Origin of the sequence: Pelagibius litoralis (assembly GCF_011683915.1) — a bacterium.
Lineage (GTDB): Bacteria > Pseudomonadota > Alphaproteobacteria > Kiloniellales > Kiloniellaceae > Pelagibius > Pelagibius litoralis.
Map to the genome: position 1 here is coordinate 143,075 of NZ_JAAQPH010000007.1, position 18,490 is coordinate 161,564.

Below are 18,490 nucleotides of genomic sequence, written 5' to 3' on the forward strand. Positions count from 1 at the left end.
TCACGGTGGTCAGGCGGCGACCAAGGGAGCGAGTGCATCGTTGATGCGCTGTGCCTGGGTTTCGTTGATGAGATCTCCGAGAATGCGTTGGAAGGGGCGATGCTGCGCGCCGGAAAGGATGTACTGCCAGCGGTAGGCCTTCAGAAAGCCGTTGCCGACAGCCTGCTGTTCGGACTCACTGAAGCGGCGGCCGCAGACTTTCAGGAAATAGCGGGTGTCTTCGGTCGCTTGGGCCTGCAGCAGGCCGTCTACCGCGCCGACAAGGTCGATGAATTCGTCCACCGCTTTGTCGCGCTGCTCGGCTGTCATCGCGGCGTCAATGCGGCGCAGCTCCAGTTCGTCCATGATCGCGTGTTGGCTTTCTTCTTTCCAATGGAACAGGAAAACGTCCTTGAACAGCGGTGAGAGGGTTTCGTCCGGCTCCAGGCTTTCGCGGTAGTGCAACTGGGTGAAAAGCTCGATATGAAGCGTCAGCATGAGGACGGCCCAGGTACTCATCCCGAGAACGGCTTGCGCCACGGCGTCGGGGTCGCCGGCCTGCTTGTAGCCCGCCGGCATCTGTTCACCGGCCAGAGTCTCGATCCGGCGGAACAGTTCCTGGTGCTTCAGCTCTTCATCGCTGAAACGGATCAGAGCCTCCAATGCCGTCTGATCGCCCAGCGCATGGTCCCGGCTGATCTCCAAAACCTTGGCATTGATGAAACGCTCGACCAGGCCGAAGATGTAAGCATAGGTACGGCCCTGAACCTGACTGAGGAAACGCCTCTCGCCGGCCAACAGGAAAGCCAGATCATCGACGAGCGAGAGGCCCTGGGGCAGAAAAGTCTGTGTCATATCAAGCTTTCGTCCGCGAATAACGTCCTCGTCAATGTCCCAGCGCACGCGCTTCGAGGCTTCGATACAGCGGGCAAAGCGTGCCGTATCGGTATCTGCAGTTTGGTTTTGCATGGTCGTCTCCATTCGGGAGTTGGTGGTTCATTGCGTCGGGCGGCAAAGCGCGCGCCGGAAAACTGCCCCGGATTTCTGATTGGCGTTCAGGAAATTCAGGATGTGGCGGTTGACCGTCTCTGCGTGACTGATCGGGCCCATGTGCCCGGCGCCGGCGATGGTTTTGACTTCGCAGTTTGGCAGCGCGCCGGCGAGCAGCCGGGCAACCGCGGCGGTCGGCGCCGGTGCGAAGGCACCGCGAAGGATGAGTACCGGGAAATCCAGTCGCCGATAGGCTTCAAGGCAGGTCGGCTCCTCGATAAGGGCCCGGAAATCGAGCGGCGCCTTGGGCAGCCATTGGGTCAGGGCCGTCTGCAGAGAGGGCCGAAGCGCCGCCCAGGCGCCGTCGCCGCCCCAGTAGTCGACGAAGTGGCCGGCGGCGCTGCGATAGTCGCCGTTGGCCAGGCCCCGGACGGTTGCTTCGGCGACCGCGCTGATCTCGGCAAAGCTCCCGGCTTCCTCCGGTTCGGCCATCCTCAGCAGATGAAAGGCCGAGGGTTCGTAGAGTGTGAGGCTGCTCACCGCATGAGGCCGCTGCAAGGCGATGTGCAGGGCAACCCCGCCGCCGTAAGAGTGCCCGATCATATGGAACGGCACTGCTGTCGCGTCGATCAGCTCGAGGATCGGGCCCGCCTCGTCGGCCAGACTGAAGGCGTGATCGCCGCTCCAGCCCGCGTTGCCGGCGGCACCGTAGAAGGCCGGGGTAAGCAGATGAAGGGGTGGCTCCAGGTTTTCCGCCAAGGGGCGCCACTGGCGGCCGTCAGCGCCGGAACAATGCAGCGCAAGGACGGGCTGCAGCAGATCGTTGCCGGTTCGCGGGAACGAGATGGTGTTACTTTGGGTGGTCACTCAGCAGGCGCTTTCGTCGGCATGTCGGCGGCCCAGGTATCGCCCGGCGGCGGCCCGGTGAAAATCGGGCAACTGTCCCGATTCCGGCTGTTTCCAGACGATTTGTTATGAGACAGTTGTCCCGACTTGCCCGACGTCGCCGCGTTTTGAGCAGAGAACTGTGAATCAGCGCATCAGATACACGCGTTCGCCGGATGGAACGGCTTTGGCCTGGGCCAGCGCCGGGGACGGCCCTCCCTTGGTCAAAACATCCAATTGGCTGACCCATCTGGAGTATGATCTGGAGAGTCCGGTCTGGTCCCACTGGGTGCGTTTTTTCGCCGAACACTTCCGTTTTGTCCGCTACGACGAGCGCGGTTGTGGCCTGACCGATCGCACTGTTGCAGATCTGTCTTTCGATCGCTGGGTCGAGGACCTGGAGACCGTGATCGATGCCGCCGGGATTGACGAACCGGTTGCTTTGCTCGGTATGTCGCAGGGGGCGGCCACAGCTTTGGCATTTGCTGCCAAATACCCAGAGAAGGTATCGAGGGTCATCATCTATGGCGGCTATGCGCAAGGCTGGCGTGCCCGTGGCGATCCGGAGGGAGCTAAGTTCTACGAAGCTATTGTCGAAGTCACATCGCAAGGCTGGGCGCTGGAAAACCCGGTTTTTCGCGAACTCTTCACCAAGCGTTTCATTCCGAACGGCAGCGAAGAACAGATTGCCTGGTTCAACAACCTCTGCCGAAAGACGGTCACGGCGGATATGGCTGCCCGGCTGTTGGCCGCCCGCGCCGATGTCGACATCACTTCCCTGCTTGACCGGGTCGCCGCCCCGGTTGTTCTGCTTCACCCTGTCGGTGATGAAGTGGTGCCTTTTGCGCAAGGACGAAGCCTGGCAAGCAAACTGGCGGATGCCGAGTTTGTGGGCTTGGAATCCCGAAACCATATCGTCCTGAAGCACGAACCGGCCTGGACCCGCTTGAAGGAAGCCGTGCTGGATTTCATGGGAGAGGCGTTGGCAAGCCGAGATGGTACCTTGTCGGATATGAAGGGTCTTTCGCCGCGCGAGCGCCAGATCCTGGCGCTGATCTGCGAGGCCAAGTCCAACCCGGAGATCGCCGGTGTGCTCGGACTGTCTGAGCGCACTGTGCGCAATCATGCCTCCAACCTATTCAAGAAGTTGGGTGTTAAATCCCGCGCCGAGGCGATCCTCTACCTGTACGCCGCGCGGCGTCGCTGAGAGCCCTGTATTGACTCAGCCCCTCATGCCGTGCTGCGGATTTACCCCTCTCGGGTTAATCCCAAGGGGCTTCGCCTGATCCCATTGGCTCTTTTCCTGCCAGCCGATCTGTGAGATAGGTTGCATCGCAAAGTTGCCGCTTGCTTGAGAGAGGGGGAGTGCGTCTCCGGCTCTCTTCGAAGGAGTTCAGCAGTGGCACAGCGAATCCGCTTCGCACGCTCAAGAGACGGGACAGCGCTGGGTTGGGCCAGTTGCGGCGAGGGACCGCCGATGGTCAAGACCGCCAACTGTCCGACCCATCTGGAAATGGATCCGCAAAGCCCGGTGTGGTCGCACTGGTTGCGCTTCTTCGGCGATCACTTTCACTTTGTGCGTTACGATGAAAGGGGTTGCGGCCTTTCCGACCGCGAGGTGGATGATCTTTCCTTCGACCGCTGGGTCGAGGACCTTGAGGCGGTGATCGACGCCGCCGGCATCGATGGCCCCATGACCCTTCTGGGCGTGTCGAAAGGCGCGGCAACGGCGATTGCCTTTGCGAACAAGTATCCTGAGCGCGTTTCGCGTATCATCATCTATGCTGGCGACGCCCAGGGCTGGGCGGCCAGAGGCGATCTGCGCGGTGCGCAGCTCTATCAGTCCATTTCCGATCTCGTGGCCTTGGGTTGGGGACTCGAGAATCCCGTGTTTCGCGAACTGATCACCAAGCGCTACATCCCGAACGGTAATGAAGAACAGATCGGTTGGTACAACGATCTCTGTCTTCGCACCATGTCCGCCGCAATGGTGGCGCGGCTCTTAAAAGCGCGTGAGGATGTGGACGTGCGTGCCTTGCTTGGCTGCGTTGCTGTTCCGGCCCTGGTGATGCACTCCAACATGGACGAGGTGATCCCCTTCGAAGAGGGGCGCCTTCTGGCCAGCGGCCTCCCCGACGCGGAGTTCGTTGAATTGCAGTCGCGCAATCATATCATCTTGCAGCAGGAACCGGCCTGGATACGTTTTAAGGAGGCGGTGCTCGATTTCATGGACCGGACCCCGGCTGCCGGTGGCAGCGAGACTGCCTTGGCTCGCCTTTCGCGGCGCGAGCGTGAGGTCGTCGGTTTGATCGGTGAAGCCAAGTCCAATCCGGAGATCGCCAGCGAACTTGGACTGTCGGAGCGCACCGTGCGCAATCATGCCTCCAACCTGTTCCGCAAGCTGGGGGTCAAGTCGCGGGCAGAGGCGATCCTCCATCTCCACGGTGCGGTGCGGCGCTAGTCTGCGGACGCCTTCATACGGATGAACGTTTTCAGCAGGTTGGCGTAGCCGCGGGCATCGTCGATTGAGAGGTGGCTGTGGGGCACATGGCCCAGCCATTCCGGCTCATAGCGGTCGTGATCGCACTCCCAGAGTGGCCGGTCCAATTTGGCCGCGACGAAGGACTGCAGGCAGAGCCCGGCGGTGTAGAACAGGCGTTCGCCATCCCAGGGGCCCTTCAACATGCGGATGCCGGTACAGCGTCTGAGATAGAAATCGATCCAGGCGCCATCGAAGGCAAGCGGATGGGCCACGAAGATCGGCGCACCGGGCAGGCCGCGCACCCAGGCGGCGTAACGCTGCATCACCGCGTCAGGTTGTTCCGGGTTCTGCGTCGCGGCGGCCCAGGCCTCCGGAAAGCCCTGGAACCAACGGATCGTGATCGGATCTTCGCCGGCGCCGGGCAGGGTCTCCAAAACCGCTTCGAAGCTTTCGATCTCCTCTCCCCCGGCATCGACGGCGACCGAGGCGAAGGCCAGCATGGAATGCTCCCCCGGCGTCGGGCCGTTTACTTCGATATCGGTGACGACGTAGACGGGATCGATCACGCCTCGTAGCCTGCCGCGGCCAGGGCTTCGCCGGCCACGTCGCGGTAGAGGGTGTCACATTCCTCGTCGAAGTGGTTCTTCCAGTCGCCGGCGATGCCTTTGCGCAGGAACGATTTGGCGTCCGTCTCGCCGGGGTTGCGCCCGCCGGAGAGTGCCTGGAAGCTGTTGCGGCGGACCACCTCTGCGATGGTCGCCTCCGAGGTATCGCAGCCGAGCCAGTCGAACAGCGCGGTCATCTCCCGCGCCGTGTCTTCCAGCATCCTCTCATACTGGAGCGAGAAGTGGCGGCCCGGATAATCGGCGGCGTCCTTTTGGAACTTGGCCGCGGTGTCGCGCCAGGTCGCGGCGTGGCCTTTGATGCGTCCCAGGAAGTCGGCGCGGTTTTCCGCCGCCAGGGGTTCGCGCTCCGGATAGAGGTGGAACCAGAGCGAGACATAGCAGTCGCGCCCGTCCCGGATGGTGGAGATGATTCTGGCCTCCGGCAGGATGGCCCGCCAGGAGACGAGGTCGCGTTTGTAGTCCGGGTCTTTGTCGCCGATCCAGCGCAGAGCATCCGCTTTGCCCGCCGCTGCGGCGCCGGTCTGAACCGCCGAAAGCCGGTCGAGAAAGAAGTACTGCATGGCCGCCAGCAACTGCTCCCGCCCGAGCGGATCGTAGACCGCCTGTTCCTTGTAAATCTTCTGATTGGTCTTGGTCAGGACGGTGTTGTACTCGCGGATTGCGGGCGTCAGGTGGGTCAGCAGAACGTTCAGCTTGCTCTCACCACCACAGGCGACCTCCGGGTGACTGTTCAGCAGCCGTTGCAGCCAGGTGGTCCCGGATTTGGTCACCCCGGTCACGACGAACACGCCGACTTCGTTGAGGAGGGAGCGAAGCTCCCCGGCACCTGACAACAGTTTCATGTCTTTTTCCCCTGCGGCCGGATTGCGCCTGCGCTCCTGCATATCGACCGAGACGGCGGATGTCCACCGGTCAACCGCGGTTTGGCGCGAGGTTGAAAGGCGCTGAGGGCTGGTAGGCGATGATTTGCACAGAGTTTCGTGTGAAACATGGTCTCGGGCTGGCTTTGCGCTGCCGGTATGTTTTTTGGCCCTCTGGGCAAGTCACGCACCCATTCCGAAGGTTCGTTGCGATTCAAAAAGCTCGATGATGCTCCGGCTCGGTGAAGGTTCCGCCGGTGCCGTAGGGTGGGCTTTCTGGCAAAAGGGCTTGAATCAGAGCCGCGCGCCAGTCATTAAAGACGCATGCCGTAAAAATCTGTGCCGCGCTGTCGTGACCGACGGGCGCGGCTGCGGCGTCAGGAGATTGGGGGCGTTGTTCAGCGGGTGGAACCCGGCAGCACGTGCCCCACGGTGGGTGATTTGGTACGCGGTCCCTCAAAGACCGCTGGGCAGACAGGGGAATTCCATCACATGAAGATCGCGATACCCAGGGAGCAGCGCCCCGATGAGGCGCGGGTTGCCGCCTCGCCGGAGACCGTGAAGAAGCTGATTAACCTGGGTTTTGAGGTCTCGGTTGAGACCGGCGCGGGCCTGGGCGCAGCGATTACCGATGAAGCTTATAGTGCCGCCGGCGCGACGATCACGCCGGATGCCACCGTCGCTTTCGGCGAGGCCGACGTGATCGCCAAGGTCCGCCGCCCGCTGCCCGACGAGATGAAGGGCCTGAAATCGGGCGCTTTGCTGATTTCCATCGTCGATCCCTTTCGCGCCGGCGACGAACTGAAACCGCTGCAGGATGCAGGCATTACGGCTTTTGCCATGGACCTGATCCCCCGCATTACACGGGCCCAGTCCATGGACGTGCTGTCGTCGCAGTCCAACCTGGCCGGCTACAAGGCGGTGCTGGACGGCGCCTCGGTCTACGGTTCGGCCTTTCCGATGATGATGACGGCGGCCGGTACCGTGCCGCCGGCCAAGGTTCTGGTGATGGGCGCCGGTGTCGCCGGCCTGCAGGCCATCGCCACGGCCAAGCGCCTGGGTGCCGTTGTCTCGGCAACCGATGTGCGCCCGGCGGCCAAGGAACAGGTGGAAAGCCTTGGCGGCACCTTCGTGGCGGTCGAGGACGAGGAGTTCAAGCAGGCCGAGACATCAGGCGGCTACGCCAAGGAAATGAGCCTGGAATACCAGAAGAAACAGGCGGAACTGATCGCCGCGACCATCAAGAAGATGGACATGGTGATCACCACCGCGCTGATTCCCGGGCGTCCGGCGCCCAAGCTGGTTTCGGCGGAGATGGTCGCCTCCATGAAGCCCGGCTCGGTGATCGTCGATCTGGCGGTGGAGACCGGCGGCAACTGCGAATTGTCGGAACCCGGCCAGGTGGTTGAGAAGGATGGCGTAAAGATCGTCGGTTATACCAACGTGCCGGCACGGCTGGCCGCCGATGCCTCGGCGCTCTACGCCCGTAATCTCTACAACTTCGTCGAACTGCTGGTGGACAAGGAAGCCAAGGCCCTGGCCATCGACTGGGAAGACCAGATCGTTGCCGATACCTGCATCGTTCGCGACGGCAAGCTGGTGCATCCGGCGCTGGCCCCCAAGGAAGCAGCACCACCGGAGCCTGAGCCTGAACCGGAGGCGGCCGAGCAGGCTGAAAGCGAGCCCAAATCCAACGGCGACGAGCAGGGAGGCTGACGGTCATGGCAAGCGAGACCTTCGCGGAACGCGCAACCGAGATCGCCAACGAGGCCAGCGAACTGGCCAAGGAAGTTGCTTCCTTGGCGGTCGAGGCAAGCCGGCTGAGCGCCGAGGCCGCGGGCCAGAGTGGAGATTCGACCCTGGTGGTCGGACTGACGGTCTTCGTACTGGCCGTTTTCGTCGGCTATCACGTGGTCTGGCGGGTCACGCCGGCCCTGCACTCGCCCTTGATGGCGGTCACCAACGCGATCTCGTCGGTGATCATCGTCGGCGCCCTGATCGCCGCCGGTCCGGCGGGCTTCGGTTTCAGCGAGGTCATGGGCTTCCTGGCGGTGATCCTGGCCTCGGTGAATATCTTCGGTGGCTTTATCGTCACCCAGCGCATGCTGTCCATGTTCAAGAAAAAGAAGTAAGGGGGCTGGACAATCATGAACGCTGATCTCGCAGCGCTGCTGTATCTCGTCGCCTCGATCTGCTTCATCCTGGCGCTTCGCGGCTTGTCGCATCCGACGACCAGCCGGGCCGGCAACCTCTATGGCATGGCCGGCATGGCGATTGCCATCCTCACGACCCTGGCGACGCCGGGTGTGGTGAGCTATTCGCTGATCATTGTCGGCATGTTGATCGGCGGCGCCATCGGCACCGTGATCGCCCTCAAGATCAAGATGACCGCCTTGCCGCAGCTGGTGGCGGCCTTCCACTCCCTGGTCGGTCTGGCGGCGGTCTTCGTTGCGGCGGCGGCATTTTTCCGGCCCGAAGCCTATGGGCTTGGCGTGCCCGGCGATATCAAGGTCGCCAGCCTGATCGAAATGTCGCTCGGCGTCGCCATCGGCGCGATCACCTTCACCGGCTCGGTCGTCGCCTTTGCCAAGCTTCAGGGCCTGGTCACCGGCAAGCCGCTGGTTTTCCCGATGCAGCATCCGCTGAATGCCGCCCTCGGCATCCTGCTGGTGGTCCTGATCGTACTGCTCTGTCTGGACCAGTCCGGCCTGGTGTTCTGGCTGATCGTCCTGGTTGCCCTGGCCCTGGGTCTGCTGCTGATCCTGCCGATCGGCGGTGCCGACATGCCGGTGGTCGTCTCCATGCTGAATTCCTATTCCGGCTGGGCGGCCTGCGGTATCGGCTTCACCCTGCAGAACAACCTGCTGATCATCACCGGCGCCCTGGTCGGTTCTTCCGGTGCCATCCTCAGCTACATCATGTGCAAGGGCATGAACCGCTCGATCTTCAACGTCATACTGGGCGGTTTCGGTGGCGAGACGGCGGGCCCGGCAGCGGGCGCCGACATGGGCGACAAGACGGTGAAGTCGGGCGCGGCTGCCGACGCCGCCTTCCTGATGAAGAACGCCAGCAAGGTCATCATCGTGCCGGGTTACGGCATGGCCGTTGCCCAGGCCCAGCATGCCCTGCGGGAAATGGCCGACATCCTGAAGAAAGAGGGCGTCGATGTGCGCTACGCCATTCACCCGGTGGCCGGGCGCATGCCGGGCCATATGAACGTGTTGCTGGCCGAGGCCAACGTGCCTTATGACGAGGTCTTCGAGATGGACGAAATCAACCGCGATTTCGCCGCCACCGACGTGGCCTTCGTGATCGGCGCCAACGACATCACCAATCCGGCGGCCAAGACCGATCCGGCCTCGCCGATCTACGGCATGCCGATCCTGGACGTCGACAAGTCCGGCACGGTGTTGTTCATCAAGCGCTCCATGGCCAGCGGCTATGCTGGCGTGCAGAACGAGCTGTTCTTCCGTGACAACACCATGATGCTGTTCGATGACGCCAAGAAGATGTGCGAGCACATCGTCAAGGCCCTGGAGCAGGACTAGGTTGGACTGTAAAGGGGCGGGGCAGAGGGGCGGGGCGATCCCGCTTCTGCGCAGTTAGGCGTCGCAGCCGGAATAGCCGGCGTGGCCATCCTCGTCCCTAATACCCTCTGGCCGGCCGTTCGCGGCCCTAACGTCTGCAGGATACGCAAAGAGGCTATGGAAAAACCGAGTAAGATCCCCGCGACTGTCATCACCGGCTTCCTAGGGGCCGGCAAGACCAGCGCCATTCGCCATCTGCTGCAGAACGCCAAGGGGCGGCGCATCGCCCTGGTGATCAACGAGTTCGGCGACCTGGGCGTCGACGGCGAGATCCTGAAGGGCTGCGGCATCGAAGACTGCGGCGAAGAGGATGTGGTGGAACTGGCCAACGGTTGTATCTGCTGCACCGTCGCCGACGACTTCCTGCCGACCATTCAGGCCCTGCTTGACCGGGCCGATCCGCCCGACCATATCGTCATCGAAACCTCCGGCCTGGCGCTGCCCAAGCCGCTGGTGAAGGCCTTTGCCTGGCCCGAGGTGCGCACCCGCACGACCGTAGACGGGGTGATCACCATGATCGACGGCCCTGCCGTTGCCGACGGCCTCTTCGCCGGCGATCCCGAGGCCGTTGCGGCCCAACGCGAAGCGGACGAGAACCTGGATCACGAAACGCCGCTGGAAGAACTCTTCGAAGAACAGCTCGCCTGCGCCGACATGGTGGTGATCAACAAGGCGGACATGCTGGACGATGCCCAGCTCCAGGCGGTCGAGGCCACGGTCGCGCGTCATCTGCGCCCGGCGGTAAAGAGCCTGCGTACCAGCCACGGCGCCGTCGATATCGCGGTGCTGCTGGGGCTCGATGCGGCGGCGGAAGACGATCTCGATTCCCGCCATTCGCATCACGACGCCGCCGGCGAGCACGACCACGACGATTTCACCAGCTTCTCCATCGCCCTGGGCGAGGCGGAGGCGCCGGAAGCCCTGCTGGCGCGGTTGCTGCCGGTGATCGCCGAGCACGGTATTCTCAGGGTGAAGGGTTTCGCCGCGGTGACCGGCAAGGCGATGCGTCTGGTGGTGCAGGGCGTCGGCGACCGTCTTCAGCACTACTATGACCGCGACTGGCAGCCGGGCGAGGAGCGCTCGACCCGCCTGGTCATCATCGGCGAGACAGGCCTGGACGAAGCAGCGATCCGGGCCGCGCTCGCAAGTTAGCGGCGGGTCGGGCGATGCACCTTCTTCAGGCGACACCGGGTGCGGTCACTGACGGGTCGGAGGCCGTCGACCTCGGCCAGACCCCCGGCGACATCGTCTTTCTTTCCGCCGCCGATACTGAATTGGCTGCGCTCGCTACAGCACAGGCAAAGAGCGGCGGGGAAGCCCCCAGCCTGCGCCTCGCCAACCTCATGCAGCTCGGCCACAACCTCTCGGTCGATCTCTATGTCGAGCAGGTGATCGCCGGTGCGAAACTGGTGGTGGTCCGCCTGCTGGGTGGCGAGAGTTACTGGCCCTACGGCGTCGAGCAGATCCATGCCGCCTGCCTTGCCCGGGGCATAAAGCTGGCCATGCTGCCCGGCGACGACCAGCCGGACCCAGGCCTCTCGGCTTATTCGATCCTGGAGGAGGAGGCCGCCTTCCGGCTCTGGCGTTACTGCATCGAGGGCGGACCGGAGAACGCGGAGAACCTCCTGGCCTATGCCGCCAGCCTGCTGGGTCGGCAGAAGGACTGGCAGGAACCACGGCCGCTGCTGCGGGCCGGCCTCTACTGGCCCGGGGCAAATCAACCGGGCCTCGAAGATCTGCGGCGCGACTGGCGCACGGCAGCCCCCGTTGCCGCCATCGTTTTCTATCGGGCATTGCTGCAGGCCGGCAATCTGGCCGCGGTCGATGCCCTCATCGCCGCTTTGAAGATACAGGGGGTCAATGCCCTGCCGGTCTTCTGCAGCAGCCTGAAGGATCCGCAAGCCGCCGAAGTGGTGGAGAAGCTGCTGGGCGATGCCCCGGCAGAGATCATCCTGAACGCCACCGGCTTTGCCCTGGCGGTGCCCGGCGCCGAGCGCGGCAAGACACCTTTCGATGCTTGTGACGGGCCGGTTCTGCAGGTGGTTTTCTCCGGCGGCAACGCGGCGGCCTGGTCGGAAGGGACGACCGGCCTTTCGGCCCGCGACATTGCCATGAACGTCGCCCTGCCGGAGGTGGATGGGCGGGTGCTGACCCGCGCTGTCTCTTTCAAGGGCGAGGCGCGCTACGACGCCGCTACCCAGACCTCGGTCGTCGCTTATGAGCCGCAGGCCGACCGCATCGATTTCGTTGCCGCGCTGAGCGCCAACTGGCTGCGCCTCAGGCGTATGCCGCCGGCCAAGCGCTGCGTCGCGTTGGTGCTGGCCAACTACCCCAACCGCGACGGGCGCCTGGGCAACGGCGTCGGCCTCGACACCCCGGCGGGGACGATGAATGTGCTGCGGGCTTTGCAGGCTGAGGGCTACGATTGCGGCGAACTGCCGGCTGGCGGGCAGGCGCTGATCGAACGGCTGGCAGCCGGGCCAACCAATGACCTGACGGATCGCAGCAGCCGGCCCGGCGGCGAAACTTATGCGCTCGCCAGCTACCGGCGTTTCTTCGCCAAGCTGCCGCAAGCGGTGCGGGCGGCGGTGACGGCCCGCTGGGGTGATGCCGCCGAGGATCCCTTTGTGGAAGGAGAAAACTTCCGCCTTTCCGCTTTCCGCCTCGGCAAGGTCGTCATCGGGCTGCAGCCGGCGCGCGGTTACAACATCGATCCGGTGGCCAGCTATCACGATCCCGATCTCGTGCCACCGCATGGCTACTTCGCTTTCTATGCCTGGCTGCGCGAGGCCGTTGGCGTGCAGGCGATGGTGCACATGGGCAAGCACGGCAACATGGAATGGCTGCCGGGCAAGGCGCTGGCATTGTCCGAGGCCTGTTTCCCGGAAGCCGTCTTCGGCGCCCTGCCGCACCTCTATCCCTTCATCGTCAACGACCCGGGCGAGGGCACCCAGGCCAAGCGCCGGGCCCAGGCGGTGATCGTCGACCACCTGACACCGCCACTGACCCGCGCCGAATCTTATGGGCCTTTGGCTGAGCTGGAACGTCTGGTCGATGAGTATTATGACGCCGCCGGCCTGGACCCCCGGCGGCTGAAGGTGCTGAGCGCCGACATCCTGGCGCTCTCGGCGCGCAGCGGCTTGGACAAGGACTGCGGCATTGCCGCCGGAGACGACCCGGAAACCGCCCTCGGCAAGCTCGACAACCATCTCTGCGAACTTAAGGAGATGCAGATCCGGGACGGCCTGCACATCTTCGGCGAAGCGCCGGACGGACAACAGATGACCGACCTGCTGGTCGCCCTGACCCGTGTGCCGCGCGGCCGGGGAGAGGGCGGGGATGCTTCCCTGATCCGTGCCCTGGCAGCCGATCTCGGCTTTGAAGGTTTCGATCCGCTGGACTGTGTGATGGGGGATGCCTGGACCGGGCAACGGCCCGCCGTGCTGGGCGAGGCACGGGGCTGGCGCAGCCAGGGCGACACGGTGGAACGGCTGGAGGTTCTCGCCCAGGCGCTGGTTGGTGGTGTGTGCGAAGCCGATCCGGCCTGGACCCGCAGCGCAACGGTGCTCGCCGGGATCGCAGGCAGGGTGCGCCCGGCAGTGGAAGCCTCGGGCGCGGCCGAGATCGCCGGTCTGCTGACCGGCCTGAACGGGCGCTTCGTCGAGCCAGGGTCTTCCGGCGCGCCGACCCGCGGGCGCCTCGACGTGCTGCCCACCGGCCGCAATTTCTATTCCGTCGACACCCGCACGGTACCAACGCCAGCTGCCTGGCAGCTTGGTTGGGCTTCCGCCGAGCGCCTGCTGCTGCGCCATCGTCAGGAGGAGGGCGGCTGGCCGCGCCGCCTGGCGCTTTCGGCCTGGGGAACGGCGAACATGCGTACCGGCGGCGACGACATTGCCCAGGCCCTCGCGCTGATGGGCGTGAAGCCGACCTGGGAAACCGCCTCGCGGCGCATTACCGGCTTTGAAATCCTGCCGCTGTCTGTTCTCGACCGGCCCCGGGTGGATGTGACCCTCAGGGTCTCCGGGTTTTTCCGTGACGCCTTCCCGGCGCAGATCGATCTGGTGGACTCCGCCGCCCGCGCGGTGGCCGCCCTGGACGAGCCCGCCGAGCAGAACCCCCTGGCCGCGCAGGTTGCCGAGGATCGATTGCGCCTGATCGCCGAGGGGGCGTCCGAAGACGAGGCATCGCGCCGTGCCGGCTTCCGCGTCTTCGGCTCCAAGCCCGGCGCCTACGGGGCGGGCCTGCAGGCGCTGATCGATGAGCGCGGCTGGCGCGAAGCCGCCGATCTCGCCAAGGCCTATCTCGCCTGGGGCGGCTATGCCTATGGTGCCGGGGCCGGGGGGCAGGCGGCCCAGGGCCTTTTCGAAGATCGCCTGAAGAAGGTCGAGGCGGTGGTCCACAACCAGGACAACCGGGAGCACGACCTGCTGGACTCCGACGACTACTATCAGTTCGAAGGCGGCATGACGGCGGCGGTGGAGCACCTCTCCGGCGCCCGCCCGCGGGTCTATCACAACGACCATTCGCGCCCGGAAAGCCCGAAGATCCGCACTCTGGAGGAGGAGATTGCCCGCGTGGTGCGGGCCCGCGTGGTCAATCCCAAGTGGATCGCCGGGGTCATGCGCCACGGCTACAAGGGCGCCTTCGAGATGGCGGCGACGGTGGATTATCTCTTTGCTTTTGCCGCGACCACCGGCGCCGTCGCGGATCACCACTTCGATGCCGTCTACGAGGCTTACCTGGAAGAGCCCGCTGTGCGATCCTTCCTGGAAGACAACAACCCGGCGGCCCTGACCGAGATGGCCGAACGCCTGGCCGAAGCGCAGGAGCGCGGCCTCTGGCGCCCGCGGTCCAACTCTGCCGCCGGGGAACTGGCTGCTCTTACATCCCTGGAGGTTGCCTGATCATGGCCGAGATGACCGAAGACGAAATTAATGCCCGGGCCAACGAAAAGGCGCGCAACCGCAAGGCCGCCCGCGAGAAGATGCTGGCCGACAAGACCAAGGAAAAGGGCCTGCTGATCGTCCATACCGGCAAGGGCAAGGGCAAGTCCACGGCGGCCTTCGGGCTGGTGTTCCGCGCCCTGGGGAACAACATGCGCGTCGGCGTGGTGCAGTTCGTGAAAGGCAAGTGGGAGACCGGCGAGCGTGTGGCGCTGGAGAAATTCTCCGACCAGGTGACCATCAAGGCGATGGGCGAGGGCTTCACCTGGGACACCCAGGACCGGGCGCGCGACATCGCCGCCGCCAAGGGCGCCTGGGAGATGGCCAAGGAGATGATCGATGCCTGCCGCGGACCTGACCGCCCCTACGACATGATCCTGCTCGACGAACTGAACATCGTGCTGCGCTACGATTACCTGCCCCTCGATGAGGTAGTGGCGTTTCTGGATAAGCGTCCGGAGATGCTGCATGTCATCGTCACCGGCCGCAACGCCAAGCCGGATCTGATCGAGGCGGCGGACCTGGTGACCGAGATGACCCAGGTGAAGCATCCCTTCCGCGAGCAGGGCGTAAAGGCGCAGCTGGGCGTCGAATTTTGACCCCCTCTAGTCCTGTCATGGCCCCGGCCATCATGATCCAGGGCACCGGCTCCGACGTCGGCAAGTCCCTGCTGGTGGCCGGGCTCTGCCGCGCCTTCACCCGGCGCGGTCTGACGGTGAGACCGTTCAAGCCGCAGAATATGTCCAACAACGCCGCGGTCACCACCGACGGTGGCGAGATCGGCCGCGCTCAGGCGCTGCAGGCGCGCGCCTGCGGTGTCGAGCCGACGACCGATATGAACCCGGTGCTGCTGAAGCCGCAGAGCGAGGTCGGCGCCCAGGTCGTCGTGCAGGGCAAGATCTGGGGCAACGCCCAGGCCCGCGCCTATCAGGCGATGAAGGGTGAACTGCTGCCCAAGGTCTTGGAAAGCTTTCAACGCCTGCAGGACGAAGCCGACCTGGTCGTGGTCGAGGGGGCGGGAAGCCCGGCAGAAGTGAATCTGCGCGCCGGCGATATCGCCAACATGGGATTTGCCGAGGCCGCCGACCTGCCGGTGGTTCTGGTCGCCGACATCGACCGCGGCGGGGTCATCGCCACCCTGGTCGGCAGTCATGCGGTCATCGACCCGGCGGAGGCGCGGCGCATCGCCGGTTTTGTGATCAACAAGTTCCGTGGCGACGTCAGCCTCTTCGATGACGGCCTGCAGATCATCACCGAACACACCGCCTGGCCGTCGCTGGGGGTGGTGCCGTTTTTCCCGGCGGCACGGCACCTGCCGGCCGAAGACGCAGTGGCCCTGACAGGGGCCGAAGCGGCAGCGGACCGGGCGATCAGGATCGCGGTGCCGCAGCTGGGGCGGATCGCCAACTTCGATGACCTCGATCCCTTGATCGCCGAGCCCGACGTGGCGGTCGACTTCGTCGAACCGGGCCGCGCCCTGCCGGGCGATGCGGATCTGGTGATCCTGCCGGGCTCCAAGGCGACTCTGGCGGACCTGGCATTCCTGCGGCAGCAGGGCTGGGATATCGATATCCGGGCCCATCTGCGCCGGGGCGGACGGGTGCTTGGGATCTGTGCCGGCTATCAGATGCTGGGGCAGCGCATCGAGGATCCTGAGGGCATTGAGGGGCCGGCGGGCGCGGCGGACGCGGGCCTTGGCCTGCTCGAGGTGACGACCCGCCTCAGCGGCGAGAAAGCGCTGGAAGAGGTGCAGGGGCGGCATGAGGAAAGCGGCGCCGCGATCCGGGGTTACGAGATGCATGTCGGGGTCACCCTGGGTGCCGGTCTGGACCGGCCTTTTCTGGATCTGGTGGGCCGCCCTGAAGGGGCCGTTTCGCGGGACGGCAAGGTGGCCGGCTGCTATCTCCACGGGCTTTTTGCCGGCGATGCCTTTCGCGCTGCCTTTCTGGGCAGCTTGAGGGCTCGGGCCACATCAGGATTGGCTTACGACGCCATGGTGGAGGACACCCTGGATGCTTTGGCGGCGCATCTGGAAACGCATCTGGATTTGGACCAGCTCTACCAGATCGCCCTGGCGCGGAGCGTGAGGGAAACGGTGATCGAACAATTCCCTTTGCCCCGCCCCCGTAAGGCCCCGTAGAGTCCGGCACAGGCAAAGAACAACAGGCAACTTGGCGTTTAAGGAGAGACTGATGGGCAAGATTGGCGTGATGGTCTGCGGCCACGGCAGCCGCGACGAAGGGGCGGTGCGCGAATTCGAGGCCGTGTCCCGCGGCATCCGCGCGCGCCTGCCGCAGTACGATGTGGAAAGCGGCTTCCTGGAGTTTGCCACGCCGATTATCCGCAACGGGCTGGACAAGCTGCGCGAGCGCGGCGTCACCCAGTGCCTGGCGATCCCCGGCATGCTCTTTGCCGCCGGCCATGCCAAGAACGATATCCCCTCGGTCTTGAACACCTATCAGGCGCAAAACCCGGAAATGGCCATCGATTATGGCCGTGAACTGGGCATCGACACCAAGCTGCTGAAGGCGGCCAGCGACCGCATCGAAGAGGCCCTGGCGGCTGCCGGCGACGACGTGCCGCGCCACGAGACGCTGCTGATGGTGGTCGGCCGCGGTGCTTCCGACCCCGACGCCAACTCCAACGTCGCCAAGGTCATGCGCATGCTCTGGGAAGGCCTCGGTTTCGGCTGGGGCGAGACCTGCTATTCCGGCGTCACTTTTCCGCTGGTCGAGCCAGGCCTGGAACATGCCGCAAGGCTGGGGTACCGCCGCATCGTGGTGTTTCCCTATTTCCTCTTCACCGGCATCCTTGTCCGGCGCATCTACGACTACGCCGATCAGGTCGCGGCGCGCCATCCGGAGATCGAGTTCGTGAAGGCGTCCTACCTGAACGACCACCCGGCGGTGCTCGACGCCTTTGCCGAGCGGGTGCAGGAGATCATCGACGGCGAGAACCTGATGAACTGCAAGCTCTGCAAATACCGCGAGCAGGTTCTGGGCTTCGAGGCCGAGGTCGGCTTGGCGCAGGAAAGCCACCACCATCACGTCGAAGGTATCGGCACTGGTGGCACCGAGCCGGACCATGGGCATAGCCACGATCATGATCACAGCCATGACCATGGTCATGGACACGATCACTCTCATGATCACGGGCATCACCACCACCCCTATCCCCATGCCGACCATCCCCTGGGGCCGGTCAGCATGAAGAAGAAATCGGCCTGATGTGCATTGTCTGCGGCACACTCCCCTCCCTGACCCTCCCCCGCAAGGGGGGAGGGAAAAAGAAGGGGCAAGATTCCCTCACTGCTCCCTCCCCCTTGATGGGGGAGGGTAGGGGTGGGGGTGACATCCTCTCCGTCACGCCGAGTTCATTGAGTTTGTCATGCTCGGGCTTGTCCCGAGCATCCATGGTCGGGGGAAGGGCCGGGTTTGCGGAGGGATGGACCCTCGGGACAAGCCCGAGGGTGACGGTCGAGTCTGTATCACCAGCATGACCACCACCCTCGAAAATTACATCCGCGATCCGCAGGAGATTACCCGCCGTTCCTTTGAGATCGTGCGGTCGGAGACCGATCTTTCGGCTCTGCCGCCCGAGGTGGCGGAAATCGCGCTGCGCGTGGTTCATGCCTGCGGCATGCCGGAGATCGTCGGCGATCTCGCCTTCGCCGGCGATCCGGCGACGGCGGGCCGGGCAGCCCTGCAAGGCGGTGCGACGATCCTGGCGGACTGCGAGATGGTCGCCGACGGCATCACCCGCAAACGCCTGCCCGCCGACAACCCCGTGCTCTGCACCCTGAACTATGCCCGCACGCCGGATCTGGCAAAGACCTTGGGCACGACACGCTCGGCGGCTGCCGTCGACCTCTGGGGCGATGACCTGGCCGGGGCGGTGGTGGCCATCGGCAATGCGCCGACAGCGCTTTTTCGTTTGCTGGAACGCTTGGCCGAGGGCGCGCCGCGACCCGCCGTGATCCTGGCTTTCCCGGTCGGTTTCGTGGGCGCAGCGGAGTCCAAAGAGGCCTTGGTCGCCGCCGACCTGGGCCTGTCTTATCTCACCCTGCGCGGGCGGCGCGGCGGCAGCGCCATGGCGGCCGCCGCTGTTAATGCCCTGGCGCGGGCGGGGATCTGAC

General features: G+C 64.7%; 15 protein-coding genes. 11 read left to right on the forward strand and 4 right to left on the reverse strand.

Translation table 11 applies throughout. The annotated features are described in order from the left end of the window. Positions 1-9 precede the first annotated feature (9 nt). Both HBA54_RS11135 and HBA54_RS11140 read right to left on the reverse strand, forming a co-directional pair. Entirely contained in the window at positions 10-948 is a 939-nt protein-coding gene (locus HBA54_RS11135) for a hypothetical protein (protein ID WP_205944570.1), read from the reverse strand. Positions 949-975: 27 nt separating this feature from the next. Then, positions 976-1,836, reverse strand: a complete 861-nt coding sequence (locus HBA54_RS11140) for an alpha/beta fold hydrolase (RefSeq protein ID WP_205944571.1) — start codon at positions 1,834-1,836, stop codon at positions 976-978. 205 nt (positions 1,837-2,041) lie between these two features. On the opposite strand from HBA54_RS11140, the gene HBA54_RS11145 reads away from it, so the two are divergent. Further along, positions 2,042-3,061: an alpha/beta fold hydrolase gene (locus tag HBA54_RS11145; protein WP_167224430.1), complete on the forward strand. Its 1,020-nt coding sequence runs from the start codon at positions 2,042-2,044 to the stop codon at positions 3,059-3,061. Positions 3,062-3,253: 192 nt separating this feature from the next. After that, on the forward strand, positions 3,254-4,315 hold the full coding sequence (locus HBA54_RS29020) for an alpha/beta fold hydrolase (RefSeq protein ID WP_167224432.1): 1,062 nt from the start codon (positions 3,254-3,256) through the stop codon (positions 4,313-4,315). On the opposite strand, the gene HBA54_RS11155 is transcribed toward HBA54_RS29020, so the two are convergent. Beyond that, positions 4,312-4,902 carry a DNA polymerase III subunit epsilon gene (locus HBA54_RS11155; protein WP_205944572.1) on the reverse strand — a complete coding sequence of 197 codons (591 nt, stop codon included), beginning with the start codon at positions 4,900-4,902 and terminating at the stop codon, positions 4,312-4,314. The genes HBA54_RS29020 and HBA54_RS11155 overlap by 4 nt on opposite strands. Beyond that, positions 4,899-5,804, reverse strand: a complete 906-nt coding sequence (locus HBA54_RS11160) for a sulfotransferase (RefSeq protein WP_167224434.1) — start codon at positions 5,802-5,804, stop codon at positions 4,899-4,901. The genes HBA54_RS11155 and HBA54_RS11160 overlap by 4 nt, the downstream gene beginning before the upstream one ends. Before the next feature lie 510 nt (positions 5,805-6,314). Here HBA54_RS11160 and HBA54_RS11165 point away from each other — a divergent pair. The 9 genes from HBA54_RS11165 (at position 6,315) to HBA54_RS11205 (ending at position 18,489) form a co-directional block, all read left to right on the forward strand. Further along, positions 6,315-7,538, forward strand: coding sequence for a Re/Si-specific NAD(P)(+) transhydrogenase subunit alpha (locus HBA54_RS11165; protein WP_167224436.1), 1,224 nt, complete (start codon positions 6,315-6,317; stop codon positions 7,536-7,538). A 5-nt stretch (positions 7,539-7,543) separates the two neighbouring features. Continuing rightward, positions 7,544-7,954, forward strand: coding sequence for an NAD(P) transhydrogenase subunit alpha part 2 (locus HBA54_RS11170; RefSeq protein ID WP_167224438.1), 411 nt, complete (start codon positions 7,544-7,546; stop codon positions 7,952-7,954). 15 nt (positions 7,955-7,969) lie between these two features. After that, positions 7,970-9,370 carry an NAD(P)(+) transhydrogenase (Re/Si-specific) subunit beta gene (locus HBA54_RS11175; RefSeq protein ID WP_167224440.1) on the forward strand — a complete coding sequence of 467 codons (1,401 nt, stop codon included), beginning with the start codon at positions 7,970-7,972 and terminating at the stop codon, positions 9,368-9,370. Between the two features lie 156 nt (positions 9,371-9,526). Beyond that, on the forward strand, positions 9,527-10,561 hold the full coding sequence (gene cobW, locus HBA54_RS11180; RefSeq protein ID WP_167224442.1) for a cobalamin biosynthesis protein CobW: 1,035 nt from the start codon (positions 9,527-9,529) through the stop codon (positions 10,559-10,561). A gap of 14 nt (positions 10,562-10,575) precedes the next feature. Further along, positions 10,576-14,316 carry a cobaltochelatase subunit CobN gene (cobN, locus tag HBA54_RS11185; RefSeq protein WP_167224444.1) on the forward strand — a complete coding sequence of 1,247 codons (3,741 nt, stop codon included), beginning with the start codon at positions 10,576-10,578 and terminating at the stop codon, positions 14,314-14,316. Between the two features lie 11 nt (positions 14,317-14,327). Continuing rightward, a complete protein-coding gene (cobO, locus tag HBA54_RS11190; protein WP_167224616.1) occupies positions 14,328-14,954 on the forward strand; it encodes a cob(I)yrinic acid a,c-diamide adenosyltransferase in 627 nt (208 codons plus the stop codon). A gap of 17 nt (positions 14,955-14,971) precedes the next feature. Beyond that, on the forward strand, positions 14,972-16,495 hold the full coding sequence (locus tag HBA54_RS11195) for a cobyric acid synthase (RefSeq protein WP_205944584.1): 1,524 nt from the start codon (positions 14,972-14,974) through the stop codon (positions 16,493-16,495). 52 nt (positions 16,496-16,547) lie between these two features. After that, a complete protein-coding gene (locus HBA54_RS11200) occupies positions 16,548-17,582 on the forward strand; it encodes a sirohydrochlorin chelatase (protein ID WP_240932618.1) in 1,035 nt (344 codons plus the stop codon). Between the two features lie 268 nt (positions 17,583-17,850). After that, positions 17,851-18,489, forward strand: coding sequence for a precorrin-8X methylmutase (locus HBA54_RS11205; protein ID WP_167224446.1), 639 nt, complete (start codon positions 17,851-17,853; stop codon positions 18,487-18,489). Position 18,490 lies beyond the last annotated feature (1 nt).

Coding starts and splice junctions, on each gene's coding strand:
- HBA54_RS11135 (WP_205944570.1), bottom strand. CDS start 948: ATGCAAAACCAAACTGCAGATACCGATACGGCACGCTTTGCCCGCTGT.
- HBA54_RS11160 (WP_167224434.1), bottom strand. CDS start 5,804: ATGAAACTGTTGTCAGGTGCCGGGGAGCTTCGCTCCCTCCTCAACGAA.
- HBA54_RS11165 (WP_167224436.1), top strand. CDS start 6,315: ATGAAGATCGCGATACCCAGGGAGCAGCGCCCCGATGAGGCGCGGGTT.
- HBA54_RS11170 (WP_167224438.1), top strand. CDS start 7,544: ATGGCAAGCGAGACCTTCGCGGAACGCGCAACCGAGATCGCCAACGAG.
- HBA54_RS11175 (WP_167224440.1), top strand. CDS start 7,970: ATGAACGCTGATCTCGCAGCGCTGCTGTATCTCGTCGCCTCGATCTGC.
- cobW (WP_167224442.1), top strand. CDS start 9,527: ATGGAAAAACCGAGTAAGATCCCCGCGACTGTCATCACCGGCTTCCTA.
- cobN (WP_167224444.1), top strand. CDS start 10,576: ATGCACCTTCTTCAGGCGACACCGGGTGCGGTCACTGACGGGTCGGAG.
- cobO (WP_167224616.1), top strand. CDS start 14,328: ATGACCGAAGACGAAATTAATGCCCGGGCCAACGAAAAGGCGCGCAAC.
- HBA54_RS11195 (WP_205944584.1), top strand. CDS start 14,972: ATGGCCCCGGCCATCATGATCCAGGGCACCGGCTCCGACGTCGGCAAG.
- HBA54_RS11200 (WP_240932618.1), top strand. CDS start 16,548: ATGGGCAAGATTGGCGTGATGGTCTGCGGCCACGGCAGCCGCGACGAA.
- HBA54_RS11205 (WP_167224446.1), top strand. CDS start 17,851: ATGACCACCACCCTCGAAAATTACATCCGCGATCCGCAGGAGATTACC.